Source organism: Azospirillum sp. RU38E (genome assembly GCF_900188385.1).
Lineage (GTDB): Bacteria > Pseudomonadota > Alphaproteobacteria > Azospirillales > Azospirillaceae > Niveispirillum.
In genome coordinates this window covers 1-24,463 of record NZ_FZOI01000004.1, presented here as the reverse complement: position 1 = coordinate 24,463, position 24,463 = coordinate 1, and the positions used below count along the sequence as shown (strand labels likewise).

27 protein-coding genes and 2 tRNA genes are annotated in these 24,463 nt (G+C 63.2%); 19 read left to right on the top strand and 10 right to left on the bottom strand.

The features are described from left to right. Positions 1-105: 105 nt before the first annotated feature. The 5 genes from CHB97_RS09760 to CHB97_RS09740 form a co-directional block, all read right to left on the bottom strand. Positions 106-555 carry a response regulator gene (locus CHB97_RS09760; RefSeq protein ID WP_089287790.1) on the bottom strand — a complete coding sequence of 150 codons (450 nt, stop codon included), beginning with the start codon at positions 553-555 and terminating at the stop codon, positions 106-108. Positions 556-843: 288 nt separating this feature from the next. Further along, positions 844-1,536, bottom strand: a complete 693-nt coding sequence (locus CHB97_RS09755) for a class I SAM-dependent methyltransferase (RefSeq protein WP_160105738.1) — start codon at positions 1,534-1,536, stop codon at positions 844-846. A 147-nt stretch (positions 1,537-1,683) separates the two neighbouring features. Then, complete coding sequence (locus CHB97_RS09750) at positions 1,684-2,466, bottom strand: enoyl-CoA hydratase-related protein (protein WP_089287788.1); 783 nt, start codon at positions 2,464-2,466, stop codon at positions 1,684-1,686. A 108-nt stretch (positions 2,467-2,574) separates the two neighbouring features. Next, positions 2,575-2,877 carry a hypothetical protein gene (locus CHB97_RS09745; protein WP_143270820.1) on the bottom strand — a complete coding sequence of 101 codons (303 nt, stop codon included), beginning with the start codon at positions 2,875-2,877 and terminating at the stop codon, positions 2,575-2,577. A gap of 133 nt (positions 2,878-3,010) precedes the next feature. Then, positions 3,011-3,100 (bottom strand) — tRNA-Ser (locus CHB97_RS09740). Positions 3,101-3,338: 238 nt separating this feature from the next. On the opposite strand from CHB97_RS09740, the gene CHB97_RS09735 reads away from it, so the two are divergent. From CHB97_RS09735 to gatB, 6 genes are all read left to right on the top strand, one after another. Then, positions 3,339-5,678 (top strand): response regulator, encoded by a 2,340-nt coding sequence (locus CHB97_RS09735; protein WP_089287786.1) that lies wholly within the window; start codon positions 3,339-3,341, stop codon positions 5,676-5,678. A gap of 85 nt (positions 5,679-5,763) precedes the next feature. Continuing rightward, positions 5,764-6,138: a response regulator gene (locus CHB97_RS09730; protein ID WP_160105736.1), complete on the top strand. Its 375-nt coding sequence runs from the start codon at positions 5,764-5,766 to the stop codon at positions 6,136-6,138. Further along, the gene (locus CHB97_RS09725; protein ID WP_244559481.1) at positions 6,135-6,605 is read left to right on the top strand and encodes a GNAT family N-acetyltransferase; all 471 of its coding nucleotides are present in this window, start codon (positions 6,135-6,137) and stop codon (positions 6,603-6,605) included. The genes CHB97_RS09730 and CHB97_RS09725 overlap by 4 nt, the downstream gene beginning before the upstream one ends. 90 nt (positions 6,606-6,695) lie before the next feature. Beyond that, positions 6,696-7,865 (top strand): PQQ-dependent sugar dehydrogenase, encoded by a 1,170-nt coding sequence (locus CHB97_RS09720; RefSeq protein ID WP_089287784.1) that lies wholly within the window; start codon positions 6,696-6,698, stop codon positions 7,863-7,865. Between the two features lie 103 nt (positions 7,866-7,968). Next, positions 7,969-9,204 carry a hypothetical protein gene (locus tag CHB97_RS09715; RefSeq protein ID WP_089287783.1) on the top strand — a complete coding sequence of 412 codons (1,236 nt, stop codon included), beginning with the start codon at positions 7,969-7,971 and terminating at the stop codon, positions 9,202-9,204. 115 nt (positions 9,205-9,319) lie between these two features. Beyond that, a complete protein-coding gene (gene gatB, locus CHB97_RS09710) occupies positions 9,320-10,774 on the top strand; it encodes an Asp-tRNA(Asn)/Glu-tRNA(Gln) amidotransferase subunit GatB (RefSeq protein WP_089287782.1) in 1,455 nt (484 codons plus the stop codon). Positions 10,775-10,858: 84 nt separating this feature from the next. On the opposite strand, the gene CHB97_RS09705 is transcribed toward gatB, so the two are convergent. Further along, complete coding sequence (locus tag CHB97_RS09705) at positions 10,859-11,554, bottom strand: DUF3313 family protein (RefSeq protein ID WP_160105734.1); 696 nt, start codon at positions 11,552-11,554, stop codon at positions 10,859-10,861. A gap of 248 nt (positions 11,555-11,802) precedes the next feature. Between CHB97_RS09705 and CHB97_RS09700 the strand changes: the two genes are divergently transcribed. Then, a tRNA-Ser gene (locus CHB97_RS09700) sits at positions 11,803-11,894 on the top strand. 371 nt (positions 11,895-12,265) lie between these two features. Here the strand turns inward: CHB97_RS09700 and CHB97_RS09695 are convergent. The 4 genes from CHB97_RS09695 to CHB97_RS09680 are packed head-to-tail and all read right to left on the bottom strand — an operon-like array spanning position 12,266 to position 14,692. Then, positions 12,266-12,655, bottom strand: coding sequence for a hypothetical protein (locus CHB97_RS09695; protein ID WP_089287780.1), 390 nt, complete (start codon positions 12,653-12,655; stop codon positions 12,266-12,268). Continuing rightward, positions 12,652-13,992 carry a recombinase family protein gene (locus CHB97_RS09690; RefSeq protein WP_089287779.1) on the bottom strand — a complete coding sequence of 447 codons (1,341 nt, stop codon included), beginning with the start codon at positions 13,990-13,992 and terminating at the stop codon, positions 12,652-12,654. The genes CHB97_RS09695 and CHB97_RS09690 overlap by 4 nt, the downstream gene beginning before the upstream one ends. Then, positions 13,989-14,501: a DUF2924 domain-containing protein gene (locus CHB97_RS09685; RefSeq protein WP_089287778.1), complete on the bottom strand. Its 513-nt coding sequence runs from the start codon at positions 14,499-14,501 to the stop codon at positions 13,989-13,991. The genes CHB97_RS09690 and CHB97_RS09685 overlap by 4 nt, the downstream gene beginning before the upstream one ends. 2 nt (positions 14,502-14,503) lie before the next feature. After that, entirely contained in the window at positions 14,504-14,692 is a 189-nt protein-coding gene (locus CHB97_RS09680) for a hypothetical protein (protein ID WP_089287777.1), read from the bottom strand. Positions 14,693-15,097: 405 nt separating this feature from the next. Between CHB97_RS09680 and CHB97_RS09675 the strand changes: the two genes are divergently transcribed. From CHB97_RS09675 to CHB97_RS09625, 12 genes are all read left to right on the top strand, one after another. Beyond that, on the top strand, positions 15,098-15,898 hold the full coding sequence (locus tag CHB97_RS09675) for a hypothetical protein (RefSeq protein WP_089287776.1): 801 nt from the start codon (positions 15,098-15,100) through the stop codon (positions 15,896-15,898). Continuing rightward, entirely contained in the window at positions 15,895-17,757 is a 1,863-nt protein-coding gene (locus tag CHB97_RS09670; protein WP_089287775.1) for a 7-cyano-7-deazaguanine synthase, read from the top strand. Before CHB97_RS09675 ends, CHB97_RS09670 begins: the two co-directional genes overlap by 4 nt. A gap of 204 nt (positions 17,758-17,961) precedes the next feature. Beyond that, positions 17,962-18,147: an AlpA family transcriptional regulator gene (locus CHB97_RS09665; protein WP_089288095.1), complete on the top strand. Its 186-nt coding sequence runs from the start codon at positions 17,962-17,964 to the stop codon at positions 18,145-18,147. Then, positions 18,144-18,584: a hypothetical protein gene (locus CHB97_RS26360; protein WP_160105732.1), complete on the top strand. Its 441-nt coding sequence runs from the start codon at positions 18,144-18,146 to the stop codon at positions 18,582-18,584. The genes CHB97_RS09665 and CHB97_RS26360 overlap by 4 nt, the downstream gene beginning before the upstream one ends. After that, a complete protein-coding gene (locus CHB97_RS09660) occupies positions 18,581-19,060 on the top strand; it encodes a hypothetical protein (RefSeq protein ID WP_200819886.1) in 480 nt (159 codons plus the stop codon). Before CHB97_RS26360 ends, CHB97_RS09660 begins: the two co-directional genes overlap by 4 nt. Positions 19,061-19,175: 115 nt before the next feature. After that, entirely contained in the window at positions 19,176-20,027 is an 852-nt protein-coding gene (locus CHB97_RS09655) for an ATP-binding protein (protein ID WP_089287774.1), read from the top strand. Positions 20,028-20,038: 11 nt separating this feature from the next. Further along, a complete protein-coding gene (locus tag CHB97_RS09650) occupies positions 20,039-20,764 on the top strand; it encodes a hypothetical protein (RefSeq protein ID WP_089287773.1) in 726 nt (241 codons plus the stop codon). 19 nt (positions 20,765-20,783) lie between these two features. Beyond that, entirely contained in the window at positions 20,784-21,011 is a 228-nt protein-coding gene (locus tag CHB97_RS09645) for a hypothetical protein (RefSeq protein WP_089287772.1), read from the top strand. Positions 21,012-21,145: 134 nt separating this feature from the next. Next, positions 21,146-21,373, top strand: a complete 228-nt coding sequence (locus tag CHB97_RS26780; RefSeq protein WP_244559480.1) for a DUF6511 domain-containing protein — start codon at positions 21,146-21,148, stop codon at positions 21,371-21,373. A gap of 15 nt (positions 21,374-21,388) precedes the next feature. Continuing rightward, the gene (locus tag CHB97_RS09635) at positions 21,389-22,186 is read left to right on the top strand and encodes a hypothetical protein (protein WP_089287771.1); all 798 of its coding nucleotides are present in this window, start codon (positions 21,389-21,391) and stop codon (positions 22,184-22,186) included. Beyond that, complete coding sequence (locus tag CHB97_RS09630) at positions 22,135-23,505, top strand: ATP-dependent RecD-like DNA helicase (RefSeq protein WP_244559479.1); 1,371 nt, start codon at positions 22,135-22,137, stop codon at positions 23,503-23,505. The genes CHB97_RS09635 and CHB97_RS09630 overlap by 52 nt, the downstream gene beginning before the upstream one ends. Then, entirely contained in the window at positions 23,502-24,371 is an 870-nt protein-coding gene (locus tag CHB97_RS09625; RefSeq protein WP_244559478.1) for a toprim domain-containing protein, read from the top strand. Before CHB97_RS09630 ends, CHB97_RS09625 begins: the two co-directional genes overlap by 4 nt. Positions 24,372-24,463 lie beyond the last annotated feature (92 nt).

Below are 24,463 nucleotides of genomic sequence, written 5' to 3'. Positions count from 1 at the left end.
CATTCGGGTCAGGAAAAGCCAAAAAGCACTTAATTTCAGCATTCCGGTCTTTCAAGACCCGATCTTTGTTTCACCTAACGACACAAATGCGGCAAAGCCGTGATCTCAGCCTGACGTTTCCGTGTTTTGGTGCAAACGCCGACAGGCGAGATCAAGGGCGGCGCGCAACTGGCTGGCGGCATAGGGTTTCTGCACGAATCCCAGCGGATAGGTCTGGGCCACCCGCGCCATGGTCTGTTCATCTGCATAGGCGGAGAGATAGACGCTGCGGATACCATAATCCGCCCGCAGGCGGCGGGCGGTATCCACCCCATCCACGGGGCCGCGCAGGCGGATATCCATCAAGGCCAGATCGGGTCTTTCCGCCTGCGCCAGGGCGATGGCTTCCAACTCCGATGCGGCGATTCCCACCACCTCATACCCCAGTTCCAGCAGCGTCAGGCGGATACCCAGGGCCACCAGCGCATCATCCTCAACCACAAGAATCCGGGGGGGCAGGGCCGATAGGGGCGCTGCCTGGGTGTTCCTGTCGTCGGAGATACCGGTGTCGGACATCAGGTAAAGCCAATCAGGTTCATATGCAGCGGACGCCCGTTTGAATACGGGCGCAGGAGACCGCTGCGGAAACCGATTGCCAAGGCCGGTCATCCGCTGTCAGTTGCCCCATGACCACCTGTTACCGCCAAACCCGCATCAAGGGCAAGCCGTCCGCTTGGTCGAGCCGGTAGGACTTATGGCAGGGGTACGTTAACCATGCTACTCATAACGTATAGTGGTGTTCGACAGCTTGTCCGCCCCGAACACACCAGTGTCGGCGGCTGCGTCCGATGATCGGGGCCGCGTTCAGCGGCGGATAAGCTGCCAGAGCTGCAGCATCGGCTGCCCCTGATATCGGGCCCATTTCGGGTTCAGGGCGGCCAGCCTGTCATCGCCGGCCACATCGTGCCGCTCCCGCACCTGAAAACCTGCCCCTGTGGCCGCTGCCGCCAGTTGCTCGGCCGTGTGCGGATAGCTGGCCAGTGACACGTCCGTTCCGGTTTCGGCATCCTTGAAATGGGCAAAGGTGCCGGCCGCCGTCCGTGCCGGATGAATCTCTGAGATGAAGAATGGGGCGCCAGGCCGTAAGCTTTTGGCCAAATGGCGGAAGAAGCCGGGCAAGTCAGCGATATGTTCCAGAACCAGGGCCGTCAGGGCGGCATCAAAGCCAGCTTCTGCCAGTTCCAGGGCCAGGAAATCGCCTTGCAGCAGGGTGGGGGCCGGTCCCAGCTTGGCCCTGGCGACTGCCAACATGCCGGGGGACTGATCCACCCCTGTCACCTGTTTTCCGGCCGCCAGCAGCCGCGCCGTGTGGCGGCCGGTGCCGCAGCCAATTTCCAAGACGTGCTGTCCCGGAAACCCTTTCCAAAAATCAGGAAAGGCCAATTCATCCATCGCCACGGTTGGGTTGGGATACTGGTCGTAAAAGCCGGCCCAACGGTCATAACCGTCAATATTGGTCTGGCGATGGTCTTGGGAAGCCTGTTCGGTCGTGCGCATGATCCATATCCCTTGTTTTCCGTTCACCTGTACGGAAAGGGGCATGGATGTTTATCCCAAGGTCGGGAGCGGCGCCACCGCAGGCATGAAGATGCCCCAGGATGGCGGCCGGGCGCAAGCCCCCATCCGCCGATGCCGGGAACAGGGTCAGGAATAGGGGAATTGCGGCTTGCGTTTTTCCCGGAACGCATTGCGCCCCTCCGTGAAATCGGCTGATTCCACGGCATCCAGAAAGGCATCCAGGCTCTCGCCGTCATCCAGCTGCTGCCCAGCCAGGACGCGGGCCACCATCTTCTTGATGGCGCGGATGGACCATTGGCTGTTGGCACTGATCTGGGCGGCATAATCCAGCACGGCGGGCTCAAGGGAAGCCGCCGGCACCACCCGGTTCACCAGCCCGATGGCCAGTGCCCCGGCTGCGTCCAGCAACCGGCCGGTGAACAGCAGATCCTTGGCATGGGCCGGGCCCACCGCCTGCACCAGCCGTTTTGTATCGCCCAGCGGATAGACCAGCCCCAGCTTGGCGGGGGTGATGCCCAGTTTCGCATCATCGGCGGCAAAGCGCAGATCGCAGGCCAGCGCCAGCCCCATGCCGCCGCCCACACAGGCCCCCTGGATCATGGCCAGGGTCGGCTTGATACAGGCGGCCAGCCCTTCCATGGCGGCGGCAATGTCGCTCGCATAGGCGGCCGTGCTTTGCCGGGTGGCATAGGCGCTCTCAAATTCGGAAATATCGGCACCGGCGGCAAAACAGCCACCCGCCCCCTGTACCAGAAGCAGTTTGATGGCCGGGTCTGCCTCGGCTTCCGCAACGCGAAGCGCCACGCCCTGCCACATGTCCTGGCTCAGCGCGTTGCGCTTTTCCGGCTGGTTCAGGATCAGGCGGCCGATGCCCCCTGCTTCACGGATCAACAACACCTTGTCGGACATGGGGCGACCTGTCGGGGAACGGATGTTTTCCCCTATCACCACGGACCCAAACTGTCGATGGCGACCATCCAGCCCCATCCATTACGCGGATTAAAGAGGGTCGCTGGTTCAGCCGCGCCGGCGGACAGCAATGGGAACCGGCACCAGCTCCACGCGCCTGGGCCGGCCGCGCGGCGGCTCCCCCTCATTATCATAGGGCAGCAGCATGACGGCGAAACCGATCTGCAGCCCGCCAAAGGTCAACCCGATCAGGAAGCAGAAGGCGCTGAGGCCGATCCAGCCCAGCGAGGTCGCCTGGGCCAGGCTGCGCAGATGCGCAAAATCGAAGCCGACAGCAATAGCCGCCGACACCACGCCCAGGGTGAAACCGGCCAGAGCATGGCGCAGCATGAAACGGATCAGGAAAGGCATCCCGGCCTCCATCCAGCGAATCATCACAGAGGCTGATGCTACATCCGCCTGTGCGGGCAGACGACAGGTTTTTACGCAACAGGTGATATCCCCTGAGATCGGGGGCACCGTCTGATGGAACCTGAATTGAAAATGGCGGAAGAGGTGGGATTCGAACCCACGGACAGCTCGCACCGTCGCTGGTTTTCAAGACCAGTGCCTTAAACCACTCGGCCACTCTTCCTGCACAGCCGCCCAGGCTATCGCCCGGTGACGCGGATGTTGGTCGACACGCCTAAACGAACTGAGGCCGGAGGGCAAGCCCGTTTTGTGTGGCTATGCCGTGCGCCGGTTGAAAGCAGGGGGTAACGGGTGAAGGTTGAGTTGTGTGGCTACTTTGATATGCTTTAATGGTCAGATGACCAGACAGCACCAATATACCGGCGGCAGGGCTGAAGTCCGGTAAGGGGAAGGGGCGTGTGATGGAGGGGGAGGACGGCGACGATCTGTTCGCGCCGGAGGAGCCGGATGCCGGTCCCGCCGGCAATGGATCGGATTCCCTTGCCCCCTTGTCCCCCTGGCCTGTGCTGGTGGTGGATGATGATGAGGAAGTCCATGTGATGACGCGGCTGGTGCTGGGCCGGCTGCGTTACAAAGACAGGGCGCTGGAATTGCTAACCGCCCGTTCCGCCGCAGAGGCGGAGACGATTCTGCGGCAGCGGGACGATATCGCCGTTGCCTTGGTGGATATCGTCATGGAAACCGATGATGCCGGGCTGCGGCTTGCGCGCTGCATCCGCAATGAGATCGCTAACAGCGACATCCGCATCATCCTGCGCACCGGCCAGCCCGGACAGGCGCCGGTGCGGGAGGTGATCGTCAGCTATGACATCAACGATTACAAATCCAAGACCGAGCTGACTTCGGAAAAGCTGTTCATCACCATCGTTACCGGCCTGCGCGCCTATGATAATATCCGCAGTGCGCGGGAGGCGGAAAGCGCCAGCCGTCTGAAATCCGCCTTCCTGGCGGCGATGAGCCATGAAATCCGCACCCCGATGAACGGGGTGCTGGGGATGCTGGAACTGCTGGGCCATAGCAGCCTGACGGCTGAACAGCGGGAAATGCTGGAAACGGCGCGCGATTCGGCCGGCACCCTGCTGCATATCATCGACGACATCCTGGATTTCTCCAAGATTGAAGCCGGCCGCATGGATATTGAGCGGCAGCCGCTGGATATCCATGCGCTGATGGAAGGTGTTGCGGAAACCCTGGCCCCGGCTGCCCGCAAGAAGGGCATCGCCCTTCACCTGCATATCTGCCCGACCATTCCCCCATCTTTGCTGGGCGATCCGGTCCGCCTGCGGCAGGTTTTGTTCAATCTGGCCGGTAATGCGGTGAAATTCACCGAGCGGGGCCATGTTGCCATCCGTCTGGAACGGGTGGCGGGTGCCGCTTCCAAGGGGCTGGCCCTGCGTCTGACGGTGACTGACACCGGTATCGGCATTCCCGATGAGTTGAAGGCCAAGCTGTTTCAGCCCTTTACCCAGGCCGACAGTTCCACCAGCCGCCGGTTCGGCGGTACCGGGCTGGGCCTGTCCATCACCCGGCGTCTGGCCGAATTGATGCAGGGGCGCATCGGCCTGGAAAGTCAGGTCGGCCAGGGCTCCACCTTCTGGGTGGAACTGGAATTGGAGGAAGGGCCGGGCGAGGGGGGGGAGTCCCTGTCCTTCCCCGGCCTTTGTGTCGCCCTGCGGCTGTCTGATCCCTTGCTGCGCCAGACGCTGGAGACCTATCTGACGCATGTCGGCGCGGTGGTGCTGAATGATGATGATCGGGCGCTGCCGGATATCACCATCGCTGATACGGCATCGGCCCTGTCCGGCCCTGGCAAGGCCATTCTGCTGGTGGATGGCGAAGCCGGCCGGCCGGCGGGGGTGGATTATTTCCTGAGCCGGCCAGTGCGGCGTGCGGCCCTTTATCGGCTGCTGGCCAAGGCACAGGGCCTCTATGCCGAGGAGGTGGCGGAGCCGGCAAGGCCCGCCCCGACGGCCCCGCCGGGGCGGGATGCGGCAGCGGCCAGCGGCCGGCTGGTGTTGGTGGCGGAGGATCACCGCGTCAACCAGATGGTGATCAGCCGGCAGCTGGCGCTGCTGGGCTATGCCTGCGACATGCATTCGGATGGCCGCTCGGCACTGGTCGCCTGGCGTCAGGGCGGCCACGCCCTGCTGCTGACCGATTGCAACATGCCGGAGATGGACGGGTACGAACTGACCTCTGCCATCCGCGCGGCGGAGGTGGCGGAAGGCCGTCAACGCCTGCCCATCGTGGCCCTGACGGCCAATGCCATGGCGGGGGAGGACCAGCGCTGCATCAATGCTGGTATGGATGGTTTCCTGTCCAAGCCGCTAGACCTGAAACAGTTACAGGAATGCCTGGAACGCTGGGGCCGGGGGGGGGAGGAACCGGCGCCGGCCGATGACCGGCTGCCGGATGCCGATTTCGATCCTGCCATGACGCTGGCCCTGTTCGGCTGCCTGGATGCCGATGCCCGGGATTTCCTGGCAACCTTTGTGGACAGCCTGCAACCGCTGCGGGACGAGAGCCTGTCGGCCCTGGCGGCGGGCGACCTGGAAACGGCGCGTGCGCGCATCCATGCGCTGGCCGGTGTGGCCAAGAATGGCGGGGCCGATCCGCTGGGGCGGCTGGCCGACCGGATCGAACAGGCGCTGCGGGCCGGCGATGGGGCGGAAGCCTCCCGCCTAGCCACAGCGCTGCCCGATATGGTTGGCCGGGTGATCAGCGCGATTGCACAATTATAGCCATATCAATCTTGTCACGTTAGTATCCGCGCGATCTATTACGCGCCGCGAGGGGTAGATGGTCGGCTTTGTCAGCTTCTCACGCATGAACGCCCTGATTGTGGAGGATCAGTCCTTTATCCGGACCGTCGTATCCCGCATCCTGAAGCAGCTCGATTTCAACAATATCTGGGAAGCGGAGGAGGGGACGGCCGGGCTGGATATCGCTCTGGAGCGGCGGCCCGATGTCATCATCTGCGATATTGAGATGGAGCCGATGGACGGGCTGACCTTCCTGCAGCAGTTGCGCCAGAAGGAAGAGCTGGGGCGGCGCACCCCGGTGATTTTCCTGACCAACCATGCCCAGAAGGATATTGTGCTGAAAGCCCGCGATCTGGGCGTCAATGCCTTCATCGCCAAGCCGGTGACCGTTATTGGCCTGCGGGACAAGCTGGCGGTGCTGCTGGGGGTTCGCCGTTGAACCCGCCCGGCCTGGAAGGGTTGCGTTTTGCTTGGCAATCCTTTGCCGCCTTCGATGCAGCCTCCCTCTATCGGGTGCTGCGGTTCCGGCAGGATATTTTCATCGTTGAGCAAAATTCCGCCTATGCCGATCTAGATGGGCTGGACCCTGTCTGTGACCATCTGCTGGTGACGGATGGGGCAGGGGATTTGGCGGCCTATCTGCGGGCCCGTGGTCCCGCTGAGGCGGAGCCGGCCTTTATCGGCCGTATCGTCGTGGCCCCCTCCTGGCGTGGCACCGGGCTGGGGCGGCATCTGGTGGCCGCTGGCCTGGACCATCTGGCCCGGCATTATCCTGCTGACCCCGTCCGTATCGGCGCGCAGCTTCATCTCGAAGGTTTTTATGCCAGCTTCGGGTTTGTCACCGACGGGCCGCCCTATGATGATGGGGGCATTGCGCACTTGACCATGTGGTTGCGGCGCGCCTGAACGGCTTTTTGACGCCCTCGCCCCTTGGTGCGGCGTTGATTACCCCCTATCTAGGCCAGCAATCATAATCCAGCCGGAGATGGGAACCCCATGTTCATCCGCGCCGCTTTGCTTGGCAGTGCCCTCGCCCTTTTCAGCCTGACCGCCTCGGCGGCGCCCCAGGAGTTCGCCAGTTTTCCCGCCCCCAAAGCCCGGCATGATGTGAAGGTGACGGTGGTTGCAGAAGGGCTGGATACGCCCTGGGCCATCGCCTTCACGCCCGATGGCCGCATTCTGGTGACGGAACGGACGGGCCATCTTCGGGTGATCAAGGATGGCAAGCTGTTGCCCGACCCGGTGAAGGGTCTGCCGGAGATTGAGGAGTTCGGCCAGGGGGGCCTGCTGGACATCGCGCTGGACCCCGATTATGCCAGCAATCGCTATATCTACCTTTCCTATATGGAAAAGGCAGAGAAGGGTGCCGATGCCAAGCCGCGCGACCAGGACAAGGGCAATCGTACGGTGGTGGCGCGTTTCACCGATGACGGTGCATCCCTCACCGATATGAAGGTGCTGTACCGTGGCAGTCTGGTCAGCAGCCGGCTGCATTTCGGCAGCCGCTTCGCCTTTGACCCGCAGGGGCGGCTCTATTTTGGGATTGGGGAACGCGGGCAGCAGGATCGGGCGCAGGATCTGCTGGACGCAGCGGGCAAGGTCTTCCGCCTGGAACGTGATGGCAGCGTGCCGGCGGATAACCCCTTTGTGGGCCGCGCCGATGCGCTGCCGGAAATCTTCACCTATGGCAACCGCAATCCCCAGGGGCTGGCCACCCAGCCGGGCAGCGGCCTGATCTGGGAAAGCGAGCATGGGCCGCAGGGCGGGGATGAGATCAACATCATCCGCCCCGGCACCAATTATGGCTGGCCGGTCATCACCTATGGCAAGACCTATGGGCTGGGGATGAAGATCGGCGAAGGCACGGAGAAGGAAGGCATGGCGCAGCCCGTGCTGTATTTCGTGCCCTCGCTGGCCCTCTCGGGCATGACGTTTTATGAGGGGGCCACACTGCCCTTCTGGCGTGGTGATCTGATTGTCGGCCTGCTGGCGGGTGGCATCGCCCGGCTGGATGTGGAGGGCGACAAGGTGGTGGCCACCGAACGGCTGCTGGAGGCCGAATTGCCGCGCACCCGCGATGTGGCGGTCGGGCCGGATGGCCGGCTTTACGCGTTGATCGAGGCACCGGGGCCGGAAGGTAAGCTGGTGCGTATCGATAGAAAGTAGCACGACATCCGGGCGTAACCCCTATCGGATATATTGGTTCTGGACAAAATGCCCTGCCGGTCGCATGATTTAGGTTGCGCGGCCGGTAGGGGAGGGCTTTGTCATGGCGCTTTCTGGAAGCGGTTCCAGCATTCTGGGAGCCACCCAGAAACTGTTCCAGGCCAAGGCACAGGCCGCGTGGAAGCAGATTGCTGACGCCAACAAGGCAGCCAACCTACAAGGTGCGGCAAATAAGCAAACCTCGCAGAGTGCCGCGTCCGCTGCGATCCTGGACAGGGTTGACCCCGACACGCGGAAGAAGCTGCAGGCGATGCAGAATGACACCGAGTCCCTGGTCAAGAAACTCTCTGACAGCGGTGGGGAATCGAAAAAGGAAGCCGCCACGCGCAAGGCCGATGAGGCCAAGCGCAAATTGAAGGCGTTGAAACTGCAGGCGCAGATGGCGGCGGCCTCCGGCGACAAAAAGGCTGCCGCCCGCATTGCGCGCGAGGTTTCCCAACTGGCCAAGGAACTGGGGCAGGCGGCCAAGGATTATGGTGGCGGCGGTACCGATGCGGTAACGGCCGTTACCGGTGCCGATTCCGCGGCTGCCGCGACAGCGGCTGCGGCCAAAGGGGAGGCTGCCGCTGCGGCTACTGCGGCAACATCCGTTGCAGCCACTGTTCAACCGGGCGCCACAGCACCCGCCGCGACGACCGGGGATGTTGCTCAGGCCCAGGCTGCCGCAGCTTCAACGGCGGTGGTTTCCCCGCCTTCTGCGCAGAAAGAGGCCCCGGAAAAGGATACCGCCGAGGCGGAAGGGGCGGAGGCGCCGGTCACCGCTGAAGGTGAAAGCTCCGCCGGTACCGACACAGAAGCGAAGGGTACGGATACAGCCGCCACTGAGGTGACCGATAAAGCGCAGGCTGATGGGGCCAAGGCGGGAGCCACAGCCGCTGCGAGTAATCCCACCACTGCCAGCAACGCGGCGACCGATAAAACGGTGACCGATAAAGCACCGGCTGAAGGGGTGAAGGCGGGAGCCACAGCCTCTCCGAATAATCCCACCGGCACCGCGCGGGCCGAGCTGGATGCCAAGCGCGAAGCCATCATGAAGGAAGGGGCGGCGCGCAAGGCGGCCGGTGAATTCTATAATGATGTGCGTGGCAGCATGGCCCAGCTGCGTTCCCTGCTGGATCAGATGAAAAGGCTAGCCAGGCGGGACGGGGAGCCCGGAACAGCAACCCAGATGGATCAGGCCTCCCGCGATATGGCGGAGGGGGAGCAGATGCTGAATGATGCCGCCGGCCCGGGCACTTTGGCCCTGCCATCGGGGTCGCTGGTACAAATATCTGTCTGATCGACATCACAGCAGCGCTGATACAGCCATAAAGCGTGGCAAGCCCCTTGCCCTTTGCGGCGAATCCCGCCAGAAAACAACCTTGTCTATTTCCGTTACTCAGAGCGCAGAGACGATGGCTTACCGCATTCAGGGCGAGACGGGTGAGTGGGAGGTTGTGATCGGGCTGGAGGTTCATGCCCAGGTCATTTCCAAGGCGAAGCTGTTCAGTGGCGCTGCCACGGAATTCGGTGCCGCGCCCAACAGCCAAGTGAGCTTCGTTGATGCCGGCTTCCCCGGCATGTTGCCGGTGATCAATGAATATTGCGTCGAACAGGCGGTCCGCACGGGCCTGGGCCTGAAGGCGCAGATCAACCTGCGCAGCGTCTTCGACCGCAAGAATTATTTCTATGCCGATCTGCCTTCGGGCTATCAGATCAGCCAGTTCAAGCAGCCGATCGTCGGCGAAGGCACCATCATCCTGGATCTGGCCGATGGTGCCACGCGGGAAGTGGCGATTGAGCGGCTGCATCTGGAAATGGATGCTGGCAAGTCGCTGCATGATCAGCACCCGTCCAAGACCTATGTCGACCTGAACCGGGCCGGCGTGGCGCTGATGGAAATCGTCTCCAAGCCCGACATGCGGGCACCGGAAGAGGCGGCGGCTTACCTGCGTAAGCTGCGCACCATCCTGCGCTATCTCGGCACCTGTGATGGCAACATGGAAGAAGGTTCCATGCGCTGCGACATCAACGTGTCTGTGCGCAAGCCGGGCGGCCCGCTGGGCACCCGCACGGAGACCAAGAACGTCAATTCCATCCGCTATGTGCAGCAGGCCATCGAGTATGAGGCACAGCGCCAGGTGGAACTGATCGAGGAAGGCGGCACGGTGGTGCAGGAAACCCGGCTGTGGGATCCGGGCAAGAGCATCACGCGTTCCATGCGCTCCAAGGAAGAGGCGCATGATTACCGCTATTTCCCCGATCCGGACCTGCTGCCGCTGGTGCTGGAACAGGGCTTTGTCGACCAGATCAAGGCCACCCTGCCGGAACTGCCGGACGACAAGAAGGCCCGCTTCATCGACCAGTACAAGCTGACACCCTATGATGCCGGCGTGCTGGTGGCCGAGCGGGTGCGTGCCGATTTCTATGAGGAAGTGGCCAAGGGCCGCGACCCGAAGATGGCGGCCAATTTCGTCATCGGCGATCTGCTGGGGGCATTGAACAAGACCGGCAAGGATATCAGCGAATCGCCGATCTCCGCCGCTGATCTGGGCGGCCTGATCGATCTGATCACCGACAACACCATCTCCGGCCGTCTGGCCAAGGATGTGTTTGCCCTGATGCTGGAAACCGGCAAGCCGGCGGCGGTGATCGTCGATGAGCAGGGCCTGCGGCAGGTGACGGATACCGGCGCCATTGATGCCGTCATCGCCCAGGTGATGGAAGCCAACCCTGACAAGGTGGCCGAATATCGCTCCGGCAAGGACAAGCTGTTCGGCTTCTTCGTCGGCCAGGTGATGAAGGCCAGCCAGGGCAAGGCCAACCCGGCCATGGTGAACGACATTCTGGCGCAGAAGCTGAAGGGCTGATCAACAGTCAGCCCTGTCGGTTCAGTAAAAAGGCCCCGGCATCACTGCCGGGGCCTTTTCTGCATCCAGGGGATACGTTACGGCTCAACTGCCCTGGTTGGCTGCCGGAACCAGCAGCTTGGTCAATTGCTTGGCCCAGCGGCTGCTGAACCGGTCTGCATCGCCGTAGAACGTGTAGGTATTCACATTGTCGGGGAAGGGCAGGCCCATATCCGCATCGGCGATGGTGGCCAGCACCTGGCCTGACTGGCTGTCGCGGATAACGGCCTGGAAAGCGGCACTGCCCACGGAATAGACTCGGTCCACCATGGTGCCGCTGGCCTTGCGGGCATTATAGGCGCGGTTGGGCACATAATCGGTGAAGGTGATCTCCAGCTTCAACACGCCGGGGCCCGCCTGATCCACCAGGGCTGGCCCCATGGCCTTCTGCAGCTTCTCGGTCAGATATTCGATGGCGTGGTCGCGGTCACGGTTGGACAGCAGCACCTCATCAAAGCGCCGCTCCACGCTCAGCCCAATGGGGGCCAGCATCACCTTGCCATAACTGGCGAGATTGACGCCGGGGCGCACCATCAGCTTGTCCAGCGTATCATGATCCTGCTCCACCAGCCCTTCATTGGGCAGGGGCGGGGCCTTCTCCGACTTCACCGAATCCCAGGCGCTGGCGGCATGTGCCGCCGTGCCGGCCAGCAGCATCAGCGACAGCCCCAGCACCCCAGCAAGCCGCGCCAGGGTGTTGCCGGAACGAATCATTGGTGAAGCAATGGGGGTGGCCGGCATTACCGGACCCGGGGCATGATGTCCGAACATCGTTCGATCTCCATGATTTGGCGGCGGAAACCCCGCCGAACAGCCTTCTGGGCGGCTTTTCGCCGGGTCGCCCCCGTCCCGGCATGGTCCGCAAGCCCGTGCGGATCATCTTTTTACAATGGGGTGAGTTAGAGGCGTTGACAAGCCCGCTTCATACCCTTAAACACCCCTCCACCGACGACGCCGGTGACCGAAAGGGAACGGGCGGCACACGGTGCGGAGGGGTGGCCGAGCGGCTGAAGGCAACGGTTTGCTAAACCGTCATACCGGGAAACTGGTATCGTGGGTTCGAATCCCATCCCCTCCGCCATCTACCTGATAGAGACCAGGAACCGGGCCGCTCACGCGGCCTTTTTTCTTTTTGGATCAAAGGGGTTTAGCGCCTGCGGTTTTACCGTGGAGCAGCGGTGGCATCGCCCCGATACCCGGATTCGGCGTCTCCGTCTCCAACCGACTTTACCGGTCCCGTTTCAGTACAGATTCAGAAAATCGAACAAAAACCAACGCTTATGCATTGGCTTGGTGCGTTCATTTTCACTGATTCGAGTTGGTTGCGGCAGTCATTCCAACCGTCAGTAAATTATGCGCCCGCTGCGTGGTGGGTCTATGTTCAGTGAAGCCGCGCGAATTTTGGAGAAATAGCCTCCCCGCATTGCCGATGTGGAGGCGTTAATCTCTAACTCACTCCTCGAAAACCAAGCCCGGCTGCTGCTGCCATGGTGCCTGGGCAACGGTCGCCAGCCGGTCCAGAGACAGGGGGCTCGGGCGGCGGTTGATCAGAAGCTGTTCCAGAACCGCCGGCGACAGATAGGCCAGCCGCAGGAATCGGCTGATAAAGGGCACCGTCACCCCTTCCGCGGCGGCGATGTCCGTCAGGGTTGCTGCCTCGCCCCGCTCCAACCGGCGACGCCAGTCCCAGGCGCGGGCGATGGCCCGCAACAAACGGGGATCGGGCGTGCGCCCGTCGGCGGCCATTTCGATCTCGGCGGGCGGCACGATGCGGGGGCGGCCGTTGCGGCGCTTCAGGGCCAGCGGGATGACAATGCGGATGGTATCGGGGCTGTTGCTCATGCGACGCTCTCCAGGCTGCGCGGGGTGAGCAGATCGCGCACCATTGTGCCCAGGCCGGCTGTGCGCAGGTCAACGATGATGCCGTCTGCGGTAACGGTGACGCGATCCACCAGCAGCCGCACCAGACGCGCCTGTTCGGTCACGAACAGGGCAGACCAGATCTCATCGAACCGGTCCAGTGCCGCCACCACCTCTCCCTCGGTCAGGTCGGGTGCTTCGGGGCGGGCCGCTGCCAGGGTTTGCGCCACGATCTCCGGCATACGCACAAGGCGGCGCACCTCCCGGATCACGGCATTTTCCACCATCTCCGCCGGCAGGCGCAGCGGGGCGCCGGAACCCGGGTCGATGGACCGCCCCCGGATCACATCCATCGAGGCGTAGTACCGATATAGACGGCTGCCCTTTTTGGTGGCCGTTGGCGTCATGGCGGTGCCGGTCGGCCCGAAGATCAGACCCTTCAGCAGAGCCGGCGTCTGTGCCCGTGTGGCGGCGGCGCGGGAGCGTGGGCTTTCCTGCATGATAGCATGGACCTTGTCCCACAGATCCTGGCTGATGATCGCCACATGTTCGCCCGGATATGACGTGCCCTTGTGGACCGCTTCCCCCAGATAGATGCGGTTGTTCAGCAGCTTGTAGAGAAAGCCCTTGTCGATGGGTTTGCCCCGCTTGCTGACGACACCTTCGTTGGCCAGTTGCGCCACCAGGGCGGTGGCGGAGCCCAACTGCACGAATCGTTCAAAGATCATGCGGATGGTCGCGGCCTCCGCCGCGTTCACCACCAGCTTGCGGTCCTTCACGTCATAACCGGTGGGCACGTATCCGCCCATCCACATGCCGCGTGCGCGTGAGGCGGCAAACTTGTCCCTGATCCGCTCCCCGATCACCTCCCGCTCGAACTGGGCGAAGCTGAGCAGGATGTTCAGCGTCAGCCGGCCCATGGAGGTGGTGGTGTTGAAGCTCTGGGTCACGGAAACGAAGGTGACGCCGTTGCGATCGAACACCTCGACCAGCCGGGAAAAATCCATCAGGGCGCGGGACAGGCGGTCGATCTTGTAGACGACGACCACATCCACCAGCCCGTCATCGATATCGGCCAGCAATTGTTGCAGGGCCGGCCGTTCCAGGGTGCCGCCGGAATAGCCGCCATCATCGTAGCGGTCCCGCAGCGCCACCCAGCCTTCGCCCTTCTGGCTGGCGATATAGGCCTCACAGGCGGCGCGCTGGGCGTCCAGGCTGTTGAATTCCATCTCCAGCCCTTCCTCGGTCGATTTGCGCGTGTAGATGGCGCAGCGCAGGCGGCGTTGGGGCGGGCTGGCGGGGGTGCTTGTCCGCTTCATGGCTTGTCCTTTCCGATTTCCCGCAGCCCGAAGAAGCGCCAGCCGTTCCAGCGCGTGCCGGTAATGGTGCGGGCAACCGCCGACAGGGACTGGAAGGCCCTTCCCTCAAACTCGAATCCGTCGCGCAGGACGGTGACGGTGTGCTCCACCCCGTTCCATTCGCGCACCAGCCGCGTGCCGGCCACCGGCTTACGCGGATCGACCAGCATCGCCTTGCGACCGGGCTTGCCATTCACCTCGTCGGCCAGCGCATCCAGCAGCCGGGCCGTTTCCCGCGTGGGGCCGCCATAGCTCAGTTCCTGAATGCGCCAGGCCAAGCGCATTTCCAGAAACGGACGGCTGTTGTTCGGCGCGTCTGCGCTGAACAGGCGGCGCCATTCCGTCTTCAATTCGTTGACGGTCATTTCCTTCAGCGCGGCCAGCCGCGCCAGCACCGTGGCGTCCCGTTCCGGGTCCGTACCGGGACGGGGCAGCCCGCTCGCCTGTTTTCGTGCCTGCGCCCGCGTCATCCTCACCCTCCAACCCTGTTGCGTGGTTCGCGACCACCACCGCGCTGGGCAGGCGAGAAGTCCAGGCGAATGTCTCCGCCACGCACGCGCAACAGGCCGGCGGCGAGCAACCGGCCCACCTCGGCCAGCCGCTCCTCTGCTGTCATCCGGTCGGGGCCGAGGGCGTTGGGGCCGCTCAGGGGCTTGTCCATGGAGATTGTCCGCAACTGATGTCGATGGCGCGGACCGTAGGCGTCTGGGACAAAAAATAGAAGTAAAGTCATATGCTTATCGCGGCAGGGCGAAGAAGAAGGAATTGCCGGTATGGGAATGCGTACCCTGCATTCCCATACCGGTCGCATCTATCATGACCTTCGGCATCAGTTCGCCACCCCATCAACCAATGGCTCTCCCCCGGTCGCGAACGCATCTTCGGGTGGGTGGTAAAAATCTTGGCGCGGGAGACTTTTTTTTGAGATGCTTCTACCAACATCTCCGAAATGCGACATCAATGCATAGGCTTTCGCGCAATGGCATCTGTCTATCGGTTCTGTTCCCCGATTTTGAGCATGGTTGCCGCCCATAACCAGACCAACGACTGTTGGTAGGGGCAAATTATGGGCCACCAGCGTCTTGGAAAGCTGCCTGCCCTTCGTTCCCTGCCGGAGATTGTCCGTTATCTCGTTGCTGGAGGAACGCCAACGGACGATCTGGTCGATCAGGTGACCAAAATTGGCCAGGATGCTCTGAAACGCGGCCAGCAAGATCCCTTATTTGTCGAAGCACTATGGTTGTTAGCGCGACTTCCTCAGGCGGTTGGTTCTCCTGATGTGGCCGGTGCCTGCCAGGAAATTGGGTTGCCTGATACGTTACCGACGACATTGTCGGAAATGCTGGTCGTCTACGATCGCGCACTTGAACGGTTCCAGCGGCGACAGCACGCAGACGTGACGGATCTCGGCGAAATCGCGCGTCGTGCTGGTGCATCCGCTTTGGGTGAGGCCATTCAAAGCCGGCTGCCCAGTCTATGGCAGCCGACCGCAGATGATCTCAGGACAACCCTTTCGACATTGAAGGGCACGGAGTCGTTTGCTGTGATGGCGCACAGCTTTTATGCGAACTTCGTGGGGCGGGTTATTCGCTACTACGTGGATCGAAATATTCACAAAATGGTCGGCGTCGATAGGCTTAGTCGATCTGTTTCAGATCTCCGGACATTTGATGATGCCATCAAACGGCACTGTAACGAAGCCGCACTGATCATGCGTAATTTTGCACGCGACTGGATGGGGAAGAACCATTACCGGGATGGTCGGACAATAACCAGACAAGACATGGGTAGGTTCTCTGCCTTTGCCGTGGAGAAAATTGGGCGCGAACTGGAGCAGAGAAGGGGCCAGAGGAAGGGTTTATCGTGAGACACCACCGGATCGAATGTGGCGTTGCGCAGTCTTCTACCCCTGAGTCCATCATCATGGATGTGCAAGGCCCTGGCCGGAACGTTAAGCTTCGCATCGACTACATCACCCGAACGATGCTGGGAAATGTTCCGGACCTGCTGATTGATCTTCTGGAATTGGCGGCCTATGTCTACTGCGCTGATCAGCGGATCGGGCGCGGATCGGAAAATCTGCCGAATTTCGGAGAAGACTGGCGACGTAGTTTGCATTTTTCTATCCCAGTCCGGCAGTTGGACGTATGGCAGGATCCAGAAATCAACGACCTTCTGATCGAGACACTTGGTTTCCTTTCCGACGACAGCTACGAGTTTGACTTCCGGCAAGCGCAGGCACCGGCGCAGCCGCAGTCACTTTACTTTGCAAATCTGATCGACGGCTCAATGGAGAATGACGAGGTTGCTCTGTTCTCAGGCGGCATTGATTCGTTCGCGGGCGCGGTGGACGATGTCGCTATCAACGATAAGTCAGTCACCCTCGTCGGTCATTCTTCATCAACGAAGGTTCGTAATGTTCAGGAACTTCTTATCAACGGCCTAAAGCAGCGCGGCTTTGAGCGAAAGATCTCGTACATTCCTGTATGGGTCAGCAATGAAGGTGAGCGCGCGCGTGAATACACCCAGCGAACCCGTTCATTCCTTTTCGCCTGTCTCGGGTTGGTTGTCGCGCGCATGTCCGGAAAGGACAGTTTCAGCTTCTACGAGAATGGTGTGGTCAGCATCAACCTGCCCTTGGCAGGTGACGTGATCGGCGGGCGGGCGACCCGCACCACGCATCCAAAGGTCCTGCGGGGGTTGGAGGGGCTGTTCTCGGCCCTGCTGGAGCGCGACATCCAAATCCGCACGCCACTGCAATGGCTGACCAAGAAGGAGGTCGTCCTCAGGATCAGGGACGCGGGCTTCTCAGACATGCTGGCGATGACGGTCAGTTGCACACGACCACGAAAATGGACTGGAACGCAAAAGCATTGCGGTGTCTGCTCGCAATGCATTGACCGCCGTTTTGCGGTGTTGGCTGCCGGAATGGGCGATCACGAGCCCGCGGACAGCTATATGCGGGACCTGCTCCTGGCGGACCGGAGCATCGATGACGATCTACGCATGGCCCTCAGTTATGTATCCTTTTTCCAGCGGCTGGGAAGCACCTCGAAAGAACGCTTTCTGATCGATCATCCTGAAATCGTACCAGCATTGGACCGGTTTCCCGGCTTGTCAGCCGACGAAGCCGGCACAAGGCTCTACAGTCTGTTCCAACGGCACGCAAAAGCTGTGGAAGACGTCATTGCCGATGCAGTGACCAAGCATTCCCGATCCCTATTCCGCAATGAGCTGCCATCCGGTTCTCTCTTGGCCGTCTGCTTCAGCCGGGGACATGTCGAAGTCGCTCCGGCCCCTGATTATGATACCCGAACCAAGGCCTTCATCGACAGGCTCAGCGCCCCCATCCTTGAATTCGCCGTCGATGGACAGGGGAAGCGGGTGCTGTTTCGCGGGGAGCACAGTCTTGATGGGGCAAATTTCCGGATGGTTGAGGCATTGATCGAGAATTTCCGGAGGGCAAAAGCTGTCGATGAGGAGATCCCGTTTATGGCTTCAGTCGATCTGGCGGATCGGCTTGGGCTGAGCGATCCGTCCATGCGGCAGCAATTACGCCGGCTCCGGGAGGCGCTTGAGCCTCTTGTCGTCAGTCTCGGCATCCCTCTTGACCAAGATACTTTCATTCAGACCAAAGAGCGTTCCGGTTATCGGTTGAACCCGGCGCTGCGGGAAGTTTCGATGGCCGACATCCGAAGCGAGTCCGCACTGTTGTCAAAGGCCTGAAGTCGCTCCGTCACAAGCTGAAGCCCGCACGTCACGCACTCCGTATCAGCCCCTCGGAAATGGGGGGCTTTTTCGTGTCCGGACGTCACAAGAAAATTCGGGTCTGACCATATCGGCAGAACCGTAATCCGCTGAAAATCCTCGCATATCCAAGCACCCCAACGTGACTGGATGAAAAGACGAGATGCAGCAGCGGAGATGTCCATGCACATCACACATTTAACCCAGACCGATCTGGCCCGGCGCTGGCGGATCAGCCCGCGCACCCTGGAGCGGTGGCGCTGGCTGGGACAGGGGCCGAAATACCTGAAGATCGGCGGCCGCGTCGTTTACCGCCTGGAAGATATCGAAGCCTTCGAAGCTGAAAAGCAGCGGGAGGCGGTCGCATGACCCAGGCGATGACAGCAGACACCTGCGCAGAATCCCGCAGCGATCACTTTGTTTTCTCTCCGGTTCGCGGGCGAAACAGGGCGAAAACACGCGAATTTGTCCAGGAGCCTGCCTCCAGTACTGAAATGGGGATGCAGAACACCGAACCCACCCGCCCCCTGTTCACCGACGAGACCGCGTTGCTGGACTGGCTCCGGACCGCACAGCCGGGCGAGCACTTTCTCTACCACATTGGCCATCTTGCTGCCGACCGTGAGCGCGGCAGCACCACCCTGACCGACCCGCAGCGGCAGGCGCTGTGCCGGCTGGCCAACCGCGTTCTGACGCTGGTTGCCGAAGAAACGGTGACGGCGGCACAGCGCCGCCGGGCCGACGGGCACATGGCCTATCTCGCAATCAAGATGTCCGGCGTGAGCGCCGGCAGGAGATTTCCATGAACAATCGGATCACGCTCGACGATCTGGTGGGAATGCCGGTGGGTGAGATCGCTGGCCTGCCGGTCGAGCAGTTGGCACTGCTGCTGGACGATCTGGCCGAGAAAAAGGCCCGGCTGAAACGGCTGGACGATTGGCTGAACGGGGCGCTGGCTCTGCGGTATGGCGAGCGCGCCCAGGCCCTGCGCCATGCCCTGGGCAAGGATGCCGGCACCGTCCGCATCGAAGAGGCCGAGGGCTTCGTCGCCATCTGCGACCTGCCGAAAAAGCCTGACTATGACCAGGGCAAGCTGCGGGCGGCTGTCGAAACCCTCCGATCCTGGGGCTCTAACGCAGACGATTATGTGACCACCGAAATCAAGGTCAGCGAAACCCGCTATGGCGCGTGGCCGCCGGAAATCCGCCGGCTGTTTGAGCCCGCCCGGACGCTGCGCTTCGGTAAACCGGGTTTCCGCCTGGAACGGCCAAAGCCGCGCTGACCACCCCGGACGCGGCGGGGTGGCCCTATCCGCAAGGACGGGCGGGCTTCCCTTCGGCGCCTGGTCAACACCCCGCCGCACCCCTTCGACCTGCCTTTCCAAGGAGCCATAGATCATGGCCATCCGCATCATCACCGCCGACGAGCGCCTGTCGGCCGCCAGCAACAAGACGAGCTTTGCCGTTTTCGGACCACCCGGTGTCGGCAAGACCTCGCTGCTGAAGACCCTGCCGCCGGACCGTACCTTGTGCCTCGACCTGGAGGCGGGGCTGAAATCCGTCCAGGACTGGCGGGGCACCAGCATCCCGATCCGCAGCTATCTGGATTTCCGTGATCTCGTCGTTCTGATCAGCGGCCCCGACCCGGCGGTCCACCCGACCGCCACCTATGGCGAGGCGCATTACCAGCATGTCCGGGCCAGTCACGCCGATAGCGGGCTGGAAGCGTTCCTTGCCTCCAAGCCCATCCTGTTCGTTGACAGCATTACCGACCTTTCCCGGCAGGTGATGACCTTCGCCCGCCAGCAGCCCGAGGCCTTTTCTGAGCGCACCGGCAAGCCCGATGTGCGGGGGGCGTATGGCCTGCTCGGGCGTGAGGTGATCCACGCTTTGAAGCTGCTGCAGCACGCGCCGGGCAAGACGGTGATCTTCGTTGGGGTGCTGGAGAAGGTGACCGATGAGTTCAACGCCGTCACCTGGCAGCCCCAGATGGAGGGCGCCAAGATCGGCCGCGAACTGCCGGGCATCGTCGACCAGGTCATGACGATGCATTTCTTCGACAGCACCAACGACGGCGGATTTGCCTTCAACGAGAAGGGCGAACACCGGCGGCTGGTCTGTCGCGCCGGCAATCCCTGGGGCCTGCCGGCCAAGGACCGCAGCGGCCGCCTCGACCCGACCGAGCCGCCTGACCTCACCGCCCTTTTCACCAAGATCAACGCGCCCGGCACTGCCGCCGCGACCGCCTGAAGGAGAGCACCATGTATGATCTGAACGATGCCCAGCCGCAGATGGCCCCGGCCGGCGACCTGATCCCGGACGGTACCTTCGCCCGCGTGCGCATGACCATCCGCCCCGGCGGCGTGAACGGCTCCAGCCCGTTGGATGCCGGGCTGCTGACCGCCTCGAAATCCTCCGACGCCAAGATGCTGGATTGCGAATTCACCGTCGTCGAGGGGCCGTTCGCCCGGCGGAAATTCTGGCAGAACTTCACCGTGGCCGGCGGCAAGCTGGATGACAAGGGCGTGTCCAAGGGCTGGAACATCGCCAAGGCCGCCTTCCGCGCCATGGTGGACAGTGCCCTGGGGCTGGATCCCAAGGACATGGGCGATGCCGCCAAGGCCAAACGCACCCTGCGCGGACTGAAGGATCTGGACGGCATCACCTTTGTCGCCCGCATCATGGTCGAGCCGGCGAGCAACCCGCAATACAAGGATGCCAACAAGCTGGCCCGTGTGGTGACGCCCGATGAGCCGCAGCACGCAATGGTGCTGCGCGGGGAGACGGTGCCGCCCGAACCGGTGAACGCCAAGCCCCGCAAAGCGACAGAACCCGCGGCGCAAGGTGGCCCCGCCTGGGCTGCCAACCCACCGGCCACCGCCAACAGCGGCACTGCCTGGAATGCGGCCCCCGCCTGGGCGGGCCAGACCACGCCGCCCCCATCGCCGCCCGCCGCTCCGGCTGGGCCGGCATGGCTGAACGGCTGACCGGGCCGGCACCACCGGCATGACGAACGATGAATGGCAGGCGCTGGCAACGCGCGAAGCGGCAAAGGCGATCGGACAATGGCTGGAAGGACGTGGTCGGTTGCATCAGCCCATTTCGGTGCTGACGCTGACAGAGCTGGAAGCGATGGCAGCAAACGCCGTCGCCCGGTTCGTGGTGCTGGCCGCCCAACGGATCCGCGACAAGCCAAACGACAGCCAGGACCTGACCCGGCTCTTGCTCGGATAGGCCCTTGTGAACTGTGCCACCGGGAGGGACGCGGCTTCCTCTACCTGCACCGGCACAATCCACTGCTGTTCCACCGCTTCTGCTCCATGGGCTGCCTTGATGCAGGATCCCGTCTGGTAAAGGAGAATAACGGGATGATCGACAAGACCGCACGGGAAGTGCGGGCGCTGAAGGACGCCCGCCGCCCCTTTGCCGAGGCGCTGACCGACCTTGGCCTGATGGAACCCTTTTTCCATCGCACCGCCGCCGAGATCGACCGCCTGATCGAGGCTGCCGTCACCGGCTATGTCGAGAGTATGCAGCGCCAAGCCGGCGTGCAGGAGCGGACCGGCACCGCGCTGGACGACCCGATTCCCTTCTGAAACCGGGCTGCCGCCATGATCGACCTTAACCACGGTTCCGGCTGCCAGTATGAGCGACCGGCTCGCGACCCCGGCATTGCCGCCGCCATCAACGCTGCCATCGATGCTGCCCTGGCCACCCGCAACCAGGCACAGCCGCCCCGGCACTATGTCAGCACCTCTGGCATCGGCCGCGAATGCCTGCGCCAGATCCAGTACGACTATCTCGCCCTGCCCAAGGACGCGGGCGCCGGGTTCGCGGGCGCCACCCTGCGCATCTTCGAGGCCGGCCATCGTGGCGAGGATGTGGTGGCCGACTGGCTGCGCGCCGCCGGCTTCGACCTGCGCACCCACCGCCGGGACGGCAGGCAGTTCGGCTTCTCGGCGCTGGACGGGCGGTTCCGCGGCCACATCGACGGCTGCGTCGTCTCCGGCCCCGCCGCCATGGCCTATCCGGCCCTGTGGGAGAATAAATGCCTGGGGGCAGCCCCGTGGAAGGAGGTGGTCAAGCGGGGTGTCGTCCTGGCTCGGCCGGTCTACGCGGCACAGATTGCGCTTTATCAGGCCTATATGGACTTGGCCGAACCGGCCCTGTTCACGGCGCTGAACCGCGACAGTTGGGAACTGCACGCCGAACTGGTGCCCTATGATGCGCCGCTGGCGCAGCGGATGAGCGACCGGGCGGTGGAGGTGGTGCGGGCATCCGCGGCGCAGGAACTGCTCCCCCGTGCCGCCGCCCACCGCACCTCGGCCTTGTGTCGCGGAGGCTGGACCGGCGGGGAATGGCACGCGCCCTGTGCCTGGCAGAACCGTTGCTGGGGGCCCGCGCCATGACCGGCATCACCCCGTCCGCCATCCAGACCCGTGCCATCGCCGCCATCCGCGACTGGTTTGAGAACCGCACCCGTGAACAGCCGGTGTTCCGCCTGTTCGGCTATGCCGGCACCGGCAAGAGCACCGTTTTGAAATTCGCGCTCGACGATCTCGGCCTTGATCCGCACCGCTCCGGCAAGGAGGGCGGCACCATGGTGCCGGGCGTGGTCACCGCCACCTTCACCGGCAAGGCGGCTCTGGTGCTGCGGCGCAAGGGCACGCCGGCGCGCACCATCCACAGCCTGATCTACCGGGTGATCGCGGCAACCGAGGAGGAGATCGAGGCGGCGCGGCAGAAGATCGCCGAGGCCGAGCAGCAGGCACGCACCCTGTCCGGCTTTGAGCGCGTCACCGCCGATGCAGCGATTGAGGCCATGCGCCAGGGTCTGAAAGAAATGCGCAAGCCGCGCTTCGACCTCAACCCCGACAGCGATGCCGCCCATTGCCGGCTGATCGTGCTGGACGAGGTGTCGATGGTGGGCACCGACATGGCCCGCGACCTGCTGTCCTTCGGCAAGCCTATCCTGGTGTTGGGCGATCCCGGACAGTTGCCACCTATCAAGGGCGAAGGCGCCTTCACGCAACAGGATCCCGACATCATGCTGACCGAGATCCACCGGCAGGCGGCGGAGAGCGCCGTCATCCGGCTGGCCACCTGGGCGCGCGAGGGCCGGCCGATCCCCATGGGCCGGCAGGATGATCACGTCTGGAAGCTGGCCAAGACGGCGGTGACGCCGGACCAGTGCCTGCGCGGCGGACAGGTGATCTGCGGCCTGAACGCTACCCGGCTGCAATTGAACAACGCGCTGCGCCGTGCTGCCGGCTTCAATGGCGGCTGGTTGCCGACGGGGCCGGCCGAGAAGATCGTCTGCCTGAAGAACCGCAACGACCTTGGCCTGATCAACGGCATGTTCCTGACGCTGGACGACATCGTGGATGAGGGCGGCCTGTATTTCTCCGCCACGGTGGCCGACGAGGATGGCAACGCCATCGGCCCTGTCGGCCCGGAGGGAAAGCGGGAGCGGTTGCGCCTCTACAAGGGGCATTTCGAAGATCACCACACCCTGGACAAGGACCGCCACGACCGCGACTGGAAGGAGAAGCGGCATCTGGTCGAAGCGACATATGGCTGGGCCATCACCGGCCATAAGGCACAGGGCAGCCAGTGGGAGAACGTCATCGTCTGGGACGATGGGCTGGGCCGCACGGCGGAGGACCGCGCCCGCTGGCTCTACACCGCCATCACCCGGGCCGAGAAGGGGCTGGTGATCCTGGCATGATCGACCTGAACGATGTCTGGCAGCCGTCGCCCCGGATCGATCTGCACCAGGTCCGTGACCGGCTGGCGGCATCGGCGCCCGACTGGCTGCCGGCCCTGTTCCCCAGGGGGCGCCTGTCCGCCGACCGCCGCACCCTGCGCTGTGCCGATCTCTCCGGTCGGCCACCGCGCAACGAAGGCTCCTGCGTCATCCATCTGGCCGGCAGCCATGCCGGCTGGGGCTTCGACTTCGCCACGGGGGAAAGTGCTGGCCCCATCGACCTGATCCATTACGCCACCGGCCTGGAGGACGCGCCGCTGTTCGAGGAAGCGGCCCGGCTGGCGCGTCTGGATATGCCGCTGCCGGTGGCCCGACCCGCGACCGCCCGTCCAGACCACAGCCTGGAAATTGCCCGTATCCTCGACGGCTGCCGCCCGCTGGCCGGTACGGTGGCAGAAGCCTATCTGCGCAGCCGGGGTTTGATGGCACCCGGTTCACCCGACCTGTTGTTCCATGACGACCTGACCGACTATGACAGCGCGCGCGGCTGGCCCGGCATGGTGGCCCTGGTGCGCGACGGCACGGGCCAGCCGACCGGCGGCATCCACCGCACGTTCCTGCTGGAGGATGGTTCGGGCAAGGCCCCGCCGGGCAAGAAGATGCTGGGGCCGGTCGCGGACGGGCATGTCCGGCTGGTTCCCCTCAGCGCAGACGGTCATCTGGGCGTGGCCGAAGGCATCGAGACGGCCCTGGCGGCAACAGCGATCTTCGGTATTCCCACCTGGGCCGGGCTGTCGGCTGACGGCGTGCGGCGGTTCCAATGGCCGGAGGGCACCCGCCATGTCACCATCTTCGCCGATGCTGGCGAGGCCGGCCTTCAGGTATAAAAGTCTGGACTAAATCTGACGGCATGCTGGAATGGCGGGTATTGATCGCCTGTGTCGGGGCATGCCCCGACACAGGCGGCGGCGTAAGAAGA

What these genes read in the sequence shown, in the direction of transcription:
- CHB97_RS26780 (WP_244559480.1), top strand. Translation starts at nt 21,146, where the DNA reads ATGATCGACAAGACCGCACGGGAAGTGCGGGCGCTGAAGGACGCCCGC.
- CHB97_RS09720 (WP_089287784.1), top strand. Translation starts at nt 6,696, where the DNA reads ATGTTCATCCGCGCCGCTTTGCTTGGCAGTGCCCTCGCCCTTTTCAGC.
- gatB (WP_089287782.1), top strand. Translation starts at nt 9,320, where the DNA reads ATGGCTTACCGCATTCAGGGCGAGACGGGTGAGTGGGAGGTTGTGATC.
- CHB97_RS09730 (WP_160105736.1), top strand. Translation starts at nt 5,764, where the DNA reads ATGAACGCCCTGATTGTGGAGGATCAGTCCTTTATCCGGACCGTCGTA.
- CHB97_RS09680 (WP_089287777.1), bottom strand. Translation starts at nt 14,692, where the DNA reads ATGGACAAGCCCCTGAGCGGCCCCAACGCCCTCGGCCCCGACCGGATG.
- CHB97_RS09650 (WP_089287773.1), top strand. Translation starts at nt 20,039, where the DNA reads ATGTATGATCTGAACGATGCCCAGCCGCAGATGGCCCCGGCCGGCGAC.
- CHB97_RS09715 (WP_089287783.1), top strand. Translation starts at nt 7,969, where the DNA reads ATGGCGCTTTCTGGAAGCGGTTCCAGCATTCTGGGAGCCACCCAGAAA.
- CHB97_RS09665 (WP_089288095.1), top strand. Translation starts at nt 17,962, where the DNA reads ATGCACATCACACATTTAACCCAGACCGATCTGGCCCGGCGCTGGCGG.
- CHB97_RS09645 (WP_089287772.1), top strand. Translation starts at nt 20,784, where the DNA reads ATGACGAACGATGAATGGCAGGCGCTGGCAACGCGCGAAGCGGCAAAG.
- CHB97_RS09750 (WP_089287788.1), bottom strand. Translation starts at nt 2,466, where the DNA reads ATGTCCGACAAGGTGTTGTTGATCCGTGAAGCAGGGGGCATCGGCCGC.
- CHB97_RS09705 (WP_160105734.1), bottom strand. Translation starts at nt 11,554, where the DNA reads ATGCCGGCCACCCCCATTGCTTCACCAATGATTCGTTCCGGCAACACC.
- CHB97_RS09690 (WP_089287779.1), bottom strand. Translation starts at nt 13,992, where the DNA reads ATGAAGCGGACAAGCACCCCCGCCAGCCCGCCCCAACGCCGCCTGCGC.
- CHB97_RS09675 (WP_089287776.1), top strand. Translation starts at nt 15,098, where the DNA reads ATGGGCCACCAGCGTCTTGGAAAGCTGCCTGCCCTTCGTTCCCTGCCG.
- CHB97_RS09685 (WP_089287778.1), bottom strand. Translation starts at nt 14,501, where the DNA reads ATGACGCGGGCGCAGGCACGAAAACAGGCGAGCGGGCTGCCCCGTCCC.
- CHB97_RS09745 (WP_143270820.1), bottom strand. Translation starts at nt 2,877, where the DNA reads ATGCCTTTCCTGATCCGTTTCATGCTGCGCCATGCTCTGGCCGGTTTC.
- CHB97_RS26360 (WP_160105732.1), top strand. Translation starts at nt 18,144, where the DNA reads ATGACCCAGGCGATGACAGCAGACACCTGCGCAGAATCCCGCAGCGAT.
- CHB97_RS09630 (WP_244559479.1), top strand. Translation starts at nt 22,135, where the DNA reads ATGGCACGCGCCCTGTGCCTGGCAGAACCGTTGCTGGGGGCCCGCGCC.
- CHB97_RS09695 (WP_089287780.1), bottom strand. Translation starts at nt 12,655, where the DNA reads ATGAGCAACAGCCCCGATACCATCCGCATTGTCATCCCGCTGGCCCTG.
- CHB97_RS09755 (WP_160105738.1), bottom strand. Translation starts at nt 1,536, where the DNA reads ATGCGCACGACCGAACAGGCTTCCCAAGACCATCGCCAGACCAATATT.
- CHB97_RS09735 (WP_089287786.1), top strand. Translation starts at nt 3,339, where the DNA reads ATGGAGGGGGAGGACGGCGACGATCTGTTCGCGCCGGAGGAGCCGGAT.
- CHB97_RS09660 (WP_200819886.1), top strand. Translation starts at nt 18,581, where the DNA reads ATGAACAATCGGATCACGCTCGACGATCTGGTGGGAATGCCGGTGGGT.
- CHB97_RS09655 (WP_089287774.1), top strand. Translation starts at nt 19,176, where the DNA reads ATGGCCATCCGCATCATCACCGCCGACGAGCGCCTGTCGGCCGCCAGC.
- CHB97_RS09625 (WP_244559478.1), top strand. Translation starts at nt 23,502, where the DNA reads ATGATCGACCTGAACGATGTCTGGCAGCCGTCGCCCCGGATCGATCTG.
- CHB97_RS09635 (WP_089287771.1), top strand. Translation starts at nt 21,389, where the DNA reads ATGATCGACCTTAACCACGGTTCCGGCTGCCAGTATGAGCGACCGGCT.
- CHB97_RS09760 (WP_089287790.1), bottom strand. Translation starts at nt 555, where the DNA reads ATGTCCGACACCGGTATCTCCGACGACAGGAACACCCAGGCAGCGCCC.